Below are 8,153 nucleotides of genomic sequence, written 5' to 3'. Positions count from 1 at the left end.
GCCGGATTACTGCGTCCATGGCATCTTCCTTTTTTCTATCCGTGTGATGCACTCGTTGCGCTAGAACCGCTTCTCGCAAAGCATCAACCAGTGCCTGAAGCTGTACACCGGTCTGTCCGACCCATTGGGCCAGTGTTGAGCGCGGGATCGCTAAGAGTGCACATCCTTACCCTGAGGATCGCTTCGCGTCACGTACCCAAGGCAGGAGCCGTATGCGGTAGTTCCGCACGTACGGATCTGAGCGGGGGGCGGCAGGTAACTGCCGTCCCTACCGCGACCACTACGGCGGCGGAGGTATTTGGGCCACGCGTTATTTGCGTTGTTCTTTCAGGCGGAGACTGCGGCGGCGTCCAGGGACACCAACACAGTGGCAGCAGCTGGTGGTAAGTGCTTGGTTCAGGAACCACAGGATGCAGTTGTAGCCAGCGTGCCTATCAGTATCATTCAGCGAGACCATCCCGACGCCATAGTCAACAAAGACAACATGGCGGCAGCGCTGGTGAGTGCGGTTATTGGCGTGCTTACTTAGCTCACTCCTCTAGCTCATCCCGCGAGTAACGGTGCATAATCTTGCGCGTAGGTGCTCAACCCGCGCGACTTGTGATATTTTCAACAAGGGATGGGGTGCTCGTAACAACGCTCTCTCGCGATGGGGTAGCAGCACACATGAAAACAAGCATATACGTTTTTGTTACTCCCCTTGCGTACATACAGCGACAGCCTTCAAAGGAAGTGCAAGCCAACACTCAGGTTTCATGTGGATGAACTCCTAAGGTGAGAACGAGTCTTAATGCCTATAAGACAGACAATACCTAAGGTTCATGAAGTCCGACTTACCCACAGGATTCGGTGCTTACACAGGTGCAAAATGTTCTCCCCGCTTTTAAGGCAGTTGTGCGCTTTCCTCTTACTCGCTGCCTCAGGCATCTCCGTCGCCTCAGATCCGGCTACAGCGCCGATTCGGGTTGTCACTGAGGAATTGCCGCCATACAACATGGCAGAAAACGGAGTGGTCACAGGCCTGAGTACGGAAATCGTGCAAGCAGTTATGGCCGGTCTCGGGCTCAACTCCAAGATTGAGATTCTGCCTTGGGCTCGCGCCTATGATTTAGCGCAACATTCCGACAACGTCCTGATCTATTCGATGGCAAGAACCCAAGAGCGGGAACATCTCTTCAAATGGGTCGGAGCCATCGCACCGACGAGGTGGTTTCTGTTCAGTCTGTCCGAAAGACCTATTTGGCTGAATTCACTCGACGATGCACGTCAGTATCACATCGCGACTGTCAAACAGGACGTTGGTGAGCAGTACATGATGGCCCACGGGTTCCAGGTGGGCAAAGAGTTACTGTCTAGCAGCATATACGAGAACACTTACCGCAAGCTTAAGGTCGATCACGTTGAGCTGTGGATCTCCAATGAGCTCAACGCCATTCACCTTATGCGCAAGAATGGGGATGATCCTGAAATGACGATGGTGCGTTCACTGCCGTTACCCGAGCTATCAAGTGAAGAAGGACTGTACATGGCCTTCAGTCCAGCTACGCCAGACGCAACCGTAGAACGGTTTAGGGCAGAATTGGATCGGATCAAGCAAGATGGCACATATCACGCTATCGTCAAAAAATGGCTCCAAGGTCCTTCACATTGAACGCATCGACTGCTGCCTCTCACGAAGGTCCCACATCGGCCAGAAGCGGACGTTTAGAACAGAGAAATAAATCTGTTCTCTTTTCCCAATAGACATCATTGCGGGGTACGCAAGGCTATCGCGTGGTGCGCGCAGCGCTCTCTACAAAAGCACCTTAGCACTTGGCGCCGCACAATTAGGCGAAGCATGGACTTCGCGTACACTAACGTTATGCCTGAGCCAATGCACTAACGAACAGCTCGTAGAGTGCTTGTGGTGGTATTGGGGGGAATAAGCAACTAGCACGGTTGAAGTTACAAGCGCTAGCTGAGTGCAGCGTGAGTGCCCCACCAGTTAAAAGAAAACTGATGCTCTGGCGACTCCTGAAGTGGCTGGCATTTCTTTCTTCATCTGTTCCGGCACATGGTTGAAGGTCTAGCCTGTAGCGTGCAGGATCGGGTTGGATGGTACAGCGGTTCTTACACCCATCAACTTGATCTAGAAATTGCCTCTTTGCTAATCAGTGTCTGCGCACGCACATATTGTCCTGGCGTAACACCCATTATCCGACGGAACATGGCAATGAAAGCACTAATATTTTCGTAGCCAAGCTCAATCGCCGTTGTCGTCACTGACATCCCCTCGACCAATAGTTGAATAGCGCGCAACGTGCGCGCACGTTGTCGCCATTCAGAAAAACTAAAACCGGTTTCAGCGACCAGACGCCGGGCAAGTGTTCTAGGTGCCATACCTGACCAAGCAGCCCAATCCTCAAGTGATCTATTGTCATCAAGCTGAGCAAGTATCGCATCGGTGATACGCCTCAAGCGCGGGTCATTGGGGTGCGTCAGACCGATGGGTTCAGCGGGTGAGGTAGCAATTTCATCCAAGATGACTGCTGCAACCCGCGACTCCATTTCGTTGCGGGGTGGTTGTCCCCACGATGCAGCGCGGCTTACCGCTTCGCGCAGCAAACTGCTGACCCTAAATGTGCATGGCATTTGATGCAGGATCCCGCACTCTCGCTCCGCGATATAGACCATCGCTCCTGCAAAAGCGCCATGTGACATCATCGCGTGTGCGACACGGGGAGGTATCCAAATGGCATGGGTCGCTGGCACTACCCATGAGCCGCCGTCAGTGCTGACGGAAAGCAGGCCGGCAAGGCTTGCGATTAGTTGGCCTGTCGTATGAGTGTGGGGCGCCGTTTCGCGGATCGCCCGGTCGCGTTGCTCTATCGCCAACAGTGGCATAAGCGCGCGATTCATGGCTGGTTTACGTTATCCAATGTCATATCCGAGGTAGCCATATCCTGAATGCCTAATGGAGAATAAGACCGGTCAGACGAATACTCAATGTCTAAAAAACGCAAATGTTGCTTCTCTTGGATTGGCCTGATTATGCGTACCTCTCACACATTTATTTTCTGTGTTTTGGCCGTAACAGCTGGATGCGCAAGCTCACCTCCCTATTTGGCCCGTGAACCTTTAAAGGAGCATTTGATGAATTCTAACCACATGGTGCATGCCGTCGATCATATTGGCTTCGCAGTCAGTTCATTGGAAGAAGCCATTCGCTTCTGGACAATTGGACTTGGGTTCACTCTTGAGCGTCAGTCGGAAATGGGCGGATCATTCATTTTGCAAGTAACCGGCACCGCCGATCCGAGCGTGCGAACGGCAATAGTCAAAGGCCCGGATGGCAGCCGAGTAGAGTTGCTGGAATATTCGCAGGGTGACCGCCACGGTATCTCTCCACCTACGGCATCAGCGATTGGTTCAGCGCATTTGGCATTGAGAGTGCAAGACATATACGCCGTACTCGAACGCATTGAGCAAGCAGGCTGGAAAGCAAGAGGCAAGCCTCAAGCGATTCCCGCAGGCCCACGCAAGGGAACTCTAGTTGTATATGTGACCGGGCCAGATCATATCACTCTGGAACTGATGCAGGCTAATGAGTAGCTTCCTACCGAAGGCTGTTAAGCTTATTTCCCTAAAGCAATTACTTAAAGCGCTCTCCGTCGCGCATGACGTCTCATGCCAACTGGTCTCAATGGTTATCATCGGTTGGCATGTCCCCCGATAGCTTCTCCAGCAGCCTCAAATTTGACCAGTCTGAGCTGGCAATCGACGCGGCCCGGCGCGATCAAGGTTTAGTGCTTACCAGCCGTAGGTTGGTTGAAGAAGACGTACAATTAGGCTTTCTCGTACCTGTCTTTGAATCTGTACTAAAGACTGGCAAGGGCTATTATTTGGTGCAGGCCAAAGATGTGGTGCTGGGTGAAGCAGCCCAACTTTTGCGCCGGTGGCTTTGCGATGTAGCGCAGCGAGTTCAACAAAACTGATGACTTAAGGGCGATGCTTTCTATTTAACGTGAACGGCAGGGGTCGAGAAGGTGACGTTGCCAGACGCCTTTCGCCAAGGCGCCAGGATCAGTGCAATCGCGCACCGCAACCTCACAGGTTCACCGGACGACCGGACGAAGGTGTACACCATTCTGGAGCCCCATTTATGGGGCGGCATGGTGGTGCCGCTCAACAGTTCTCGGCCATGTGCGGTCTCATTAGTCGTTATGACCTCAAAGTCGTATTTGAGCGAGTTGGTGGTTACGTCGTACTGTCCAGCTTGCCGCCGTTTTTTATCTGGCTCAATCTGTATTGTGTATTCAGTATTCGTCGCGGGTGCTCCTGGAACGGTGCCTTCATTTCTTCGCAGATGTCCATCGTCCTTTCTTACCTGAGCGCAATTTGCCGGCGAGCCATGACAGCGCTATCGCCGGAATTGAGAGAAAGGCCGCAATGATGATACCAACAGCTAGCAACGGGGATGTACCCGAAGTCGCCAAAACCACGGGGATCTGAGAGAGCATTACAATGCCGCCTGCGGACCACTGTGAGCTTTTTAGAACGGCTCCAAGGATCACGGACAACACTAGCGCGGCGGGATAGATGATGGTCCAGTAACTGGCTAGGTCCCAAGGCTCCGCAGCGCCTGTGATTGCTGAAACAACAGTCCAAAAAAACAGGGACACAACGCAGGTAACAATGAATGGCATGAACAATTCCTTGAACTTGGGGGCAAATCGGCTTTGGTCGTTATCGTTATCGTAATCGTGGTTGATGGTCCAGTCTCTTAATTTTGTTCTTAACTATCTCGTGAAAAAATGACGAATCCCCGCGATTGCTGCCAACTTAGAGGTTTTCGGCCTCTAGCCCACTTCGTCGGCGTGTTCGCGCCAACATCCCCGATATAAGTCTTATGCCATCTGAATGATGACGCACGCCATCGCTGAATTTACTGATCCAGGCGTTGACGAAACCGAGGAACAGCAAAATCCAAAAAACGCCTCATTTTCAGGGGCATGTGTCCAGGTGACATGTGGATCAGGTTGATAGGCGCCGACAAAGGCTCATATTTATCCAGCACAATCTCCAGCAGTCCCTTGCTGACCGCTTCCGCGACTTGGTAGTGCAATAACTGAACGACTCCAACGCCATCAATGGCGGCCTGCGCTGCTGCGTCAGCGGTCGTCACCGATAAGCGCGGGGTAATCCGCCTCGTTGATTCTGCCACGCCATGTTTTGAGTGTTGAAAAGGCATAGGGGCGTCAAGTCGCACGGTTGGCAAGTTCTGCAGATCTGCGGAACATTCAGGTCTTCCATACGCTTGCAGTAGCCTAGGACTCGCGCAAATTACAGTTCTCATGGCCCCCACCTGAGTGGCGATCATGCCGCTATCAGCGAGTGTTCCAATACGCACTGCCATGTCCACGTGGTCGTCAACGAGGTGAGCGTTGCGATCAGAAAGCAAGAGCCGGATGTTGATTTCGGAAAACTCACCTAAAAACGCGTTGACGATCGGCAGCACATGCAGCCGGCCGAACATGATTGGCGCGGTCAGGACCAGTTCGCCTTTGGGGGCAATGAATTCTCCGGCAGCTTCGCGTTCGGCAACCTCCAACTGCTCCAATATTCGGCGTGCAGCAGCCACATAAGCCACCCCTGCATCGGTCAACGAGAGCCTACGCGTGGTCCGAATCAATAAACGGCTACCTATAAGCGTCTCCAGGTCAGAAATTTTCCTGCTGATGGTGGGAAGAGGGATATCGGCTAGCCGTCCGGCTGCCGTCAGGCTGCCAGCATCAATCGCAGCCACGAGCAGCTTCATTGCCTCAAATCTGTCCATGGGATATTCCAATATTTGGTAGGGAGATTACCAATATTCTCAGATTATGTTGGGTTATTGAAACAGGCAATATAGCCCTATCAAGTGGGTGCGCCTGACGCTCGACAAGCCATGAACTCACCGCCTGATAGACGACTTATCTTTTTCATTCAGTGTCCAAGGAGTTTGCATGAGCATTAAAACGTTGTTATCCGCCACTGCCCTCAGTGCAGCGCTCGCCAGCGCAGGAGTGGAAGCAGCCGACATTAGCCACCAAAGGGCAAGCGACGTTCAACACCATTTTGTAGAGGTAAAAGGGGTCCGCATCTTCTATCGGGAAGCGGGCGACCCATCGGCGCCAACCATCGTGTTGCTTCATGGATTCCCTACCTCGTCATTCATGTATCGCGACTTGATGTCGAAGCTAGCGGACCGTTACCACGTGATTGCCCCTGACTTCCCAGGTTTTGGATTCTCGGACAGCCCTGATCGGGCGAAGTACTCATACACGTTCGACAACATCGCCAAAACCATGGACGGATTTACTGAAGCGCTTGCGCTGAATCGCTACGCTCTTCAAGTGTTCGACTACGGTGCGCCTGTAGGCTGGCGGATGGCCGTCGCACACCCCGATAGAATCAGCGCAATCATCAGCCAAAACGGGAATGCTTACGTTGAAGGCCTCAGCGAGGGCTGGAACCCGATTCAACGTTACTGGAACGCTCCCACTGCCGAGAACCGCAACGCATTGCGCGAGCTGCTCAAACCAGAATCAATCAAGTGGCAATACACGCATGGCGTAGCGGACCCTGACAGTATCGCACCTGAAACATACACCTTGGATTACGCGTTCGTTTCGCGGCCCGGTAACGATGAAATCCAGCTAGACCTGTTCGCAGACTATGCCACCAACGTGAAGCGCTACCCCGAGTTCCAGGCGTATTTCCGCAAATATCAGCCGCCGATGTTGGCCGTCTGGGGAAAGAACGATCCGTTTTTTCTCCCAGCAGGAGCGAACGCGTTCAAGCGTGATATTCCCAAAGCTGAGGTACATTTCTACGACACCGGGCACTTCGCACTGGAAACACACTTGAACGAGATCAGTGGCGAAATCCACCTTTTCCTAGACCGGAATGTGGTGCAGCAAAAATAAGCCCTGTCGCACTTCTGCAACGGCGGGCCGTGCGCTCGCTGTTGGTGGTCCTCTCTACTCACTCGTTAGCGTGTTGTGTGTTACGTGGCTCAATAGCGCCTAGCTTCGTAGAAACATCCGACTGACTGCCTTTGGCCGATCTCTGCCCTTCGCGAAGGGCAGCAATCGGCCGATTTTGTTGAAAAAGTCGGCGTCCCCAAGTGGTCGGAACATTTCGACCCGCGCAGCGAGGCCGTCGATGGATTTTCAAAAGTCCACCGGTTTGGGGTAGGGGTACATTTTTTCGACTTTTGCGTCGGGTCGCATCATGGCGGGGCTGGCTCCGGAAAGAGAGCGGGAGCGCAGCATACATAACGGAGCGAAATAACTACTGCGCGAAGCAGATGGCTTTAATAGAAGTGCATTCTGCTAACAAAGTTTTCCTTGAGTATACGGTTTTTATAGTCCAGCGGAGTTACACTGACCAAACGTTTGAATTCTCTTAAAAAATGAGGTTGATCACTAAAACCCAAGTCAAATGCTAAATCGCTAAACCCAATATTATTATGATGAATTTTATAAATCGCGGACTGGCAGCGAATGATGCGACAGAACATTTTTGGTGTCATTCCCAGATCATCGTGAAATGAGCGCTGTAAAGTTCTAATGGTATAGCCCGTTAGCGACTCCAGATTTTTAATACACACATTCCCTTGGGCTTGGCAAATCATATTTACGACTGGAAGAGTCAGCTTTAATGATTTTCGCGGAGCTGTATTCGTCAAGAAAAATTGCTTGAGAAAAGTGAGTTGCGTTATAAAGCTTTTCTCACGCACTACCTGCTCAAAGACACGTTCGGCATTATCGCTAACGTCAAGAAGGTCGAAAGAGCCTTCAATCAACTCTTCCGCAGAAAGATTTAAAAAATCAGGAACAAAGCCAGGTGAAAACCGCACGCCAACATAGCGGCGCCCCTTGCAAAATTCCACAGAACCGGCTTGCAGCATTGTTCCATGTACGCTTACAGAAGGATTGGTGTCATCACAGTCAAATATTATATCGATACAGCCGTCCGGAACCGACAGCATGAATGCCGAGGATAGTTTTGTTTCAAAACTATAAAAGTGTGAAATTAACGGACTGTCCGATATCGAAACTGAAAATTCTTTAGCGGCTTGCAACACAAACCATGGTTGGTGGGAGTGCATGCTTAAATAGGGACAAGCC

At 51.8% G+C, this 8,153-nt stretch carries 8 protein-coding genes and 1 pseudogene; 4 read left to right on the top strand and 5 right to left on the bottom strand.

What is annotated here, in order from left to right; all coding sequences use genetic code 11:
- A pseudogene (locus tag GIW28_RS30235) lies at window positions 1-166 on the bottom strand (IS66 family transposase); the annotation flags it as partial.
- A 702-nt stretch (window positions 167-868) separates the two neighbouring features.
- Between GIW28_RS30235 and GIW28_RS30230 the strand changes: the two are divergent.
- The gene (locus GIW28_RS30230; protein ID WP_236447964.1) at window positions 869-1,651 is read left to right on the top strand and encodes a substrate-binding periplasmic protein; all 783 of its coding nucleotides are present in this window, start codon (window positions 869-871) and stop codon (window positions 1,649-1,651) included.
- A gap of 467 nt (window positions 1,652-2,118) precedes the next feature.
- Here GIW28_RS30230 and GIW28_RS30225 read toward each other — a convergent pair whose 3' ends face one another.
- Complete coding sequence (locus tag GIW28_RS30225) at window positions 2,119-2,898, bottom strand: AraC family transcriptional regulator (RefSeq protein WP_236447963.1); 780 nt, start codon at window positions 2,896-2,898, stop codon at window positions 2,119-2,121.
- Between the two features lie 87 nt (window positions 2,899-2,985).
- On the opposite strand from GIW28_RS30225, the gene GIW28_RS30220 reads away from it, so the two are divergent.
- Window positions 2,986-3,591, top strand: a complete 606-nt coding sequence (locus tag GIW28_RS30220; protein ID WP_236447962.1) for a VOC family protein — start codon at window positions 2,986-2,988, stop codon at window positions 3,589-3,591.
- 110 nt (window positions 3,592-3,701) lie between these two features.
- Window positions 3,702-3,974: a hypothetical protein gene (locus GIW28_RS30215; RefSeq protein WP_236447961.1), complete on the top strand. Its 273-nt coding sequence runs from the start codon at window positions 3,702-3,704 to the stop codon at window positions 3,972-3,974.
- A 357-nt stretch (window positions 3,975-4,331) separates the two neighbouring features.
- Here the strand turns inward: GIW28_RS30215 and GIW28_RS30210 are convergent, their stop codons facing one another.
- Together GIW28_RS30210 and GIW28_RS30205 are read right to left on the bottom strand one after the other, a co-directional pair.
- Window positions 4,332-4,685 (bottom strand): hypothetical protein, encoded by a 354-nt coding sequence (locus GIW28_RS30210; RefSeq protein WP_056858387.1) that lies wholly within the window; start codon window positions 4,683-4,685, stop codon window positions 4,332-4,334.
- A 239-nt stretch (window positions 4,686-4,924) separates the two neighbouring features.
- Window positions 4,925-5,815, bottom strand: a complete 891-nt coding sequence (locus GIW28_RS30205; protein WP_236447960.1) for a LysR family transcriptional regulator — start codon at window positions 5,813-5,815, stop codon at window positions 4,925-4,927.
- A gap of 169 nt (window positions 5,816-5,984) precedes the next feature.
- Here GIW28_RS30205 and GIW28_RS30200 point away from each other — a divergent pair, with 169 nt between their 5' ends.
- Window positions 5,985-6,947: an alpha/beta fold hydrolase gene (locus tag GIW28_RS30200; RefSeq protein ID WP_082463578.1), complete on the top strand. Its 963-nt coding sequence runs from the start codon at window positions 5,985-5,987 to the stop codon at window positions 6,945-6,947.
- 389 nt (window positions 6,948-7,336) lie between these two features.
- Here the strand turns inward: GIW28_RS30200 and GIW28_RS30195 are convergent.
- Window positions 7,337-8,153: helix-turn-helix domain-containing protein (locus GIW28_RS30195; protein ID WP_236490486.1), on the bottom strand; the 817-nt coding region annotated here is incomplete at its 5' end.

It is taken from the genome of Pseudomonas sp. PA-5-4B (assembly GCF_021606215.1).
Lineage (GTDB): Bacteria > Pseudomonadota > Gammaproteobacteria > Pseudomonadales > Pseudomonadaceae > Aquipseudomonas > Aquipseudomonas edaphica.
The sequence above is the reverse complement of the archived record's forward strand: the minus strand, read 5'-3'. Positions and strand labels throughout refer to the sequence as shown.

What these genes read in the sequence shown, in the direction of transcription:
- GIW28_RS30230 (WP_236447964.1), top strand. Translation starts at nt 869, where the DNA reads ATGTTCTCCCCGCTTTTAAGGCAGTTGTGCGCTTTCCTCTTACTCGCT.
- GIW28_RS30225 (WP_236447963.1), bottom strand. Translation starts at nt 2,898, where the DNA reads ATGAATCGCGCGCTTATGCCACTGTTGGCGATAGAGCAACGCGACCGG.
- GIW28_RS30220 (WP_236447962.1), top strand. Translation starts at nt 2,986, where the DNA reads ATGTCTAAAAAACGCAAATGTTGCTTCTCTTGGATTGGCCTGATTATG.
- GIW28_RS30215 (WP_236447961.1), top strand. Translation starts at nt 3,702, where the DNA reads ATGTCCCCCGATAGCTTCTCCAGCAGCCTCAAATTTGACCAGTCTGAG.
- GIW28_RS30210 (WP_056858387.1), bottom strand. Translation starts at nt 4,685, where the DNA reads ATGCCATTCATTGTTACCTGCGTTGTGTCCCTGTTTTTTTGGACTGTT.
- GIW28_RS30205 (WP_236447960.1), bottom strand. Translation starts at nt 5,815, where the DNA reads ATGGACAGATTTGAGGCAATGAAGCTGCTCGTGGCTGCGATTGATGCT.
- GIW28_RS30200 (WP_082463578.1), top strand. Translation starts at nt 5,985, where the DNA reads ATGAGCATTAAAACGTTGTTATCCGCCACTGCCCTCAGTGCAGCGCTC.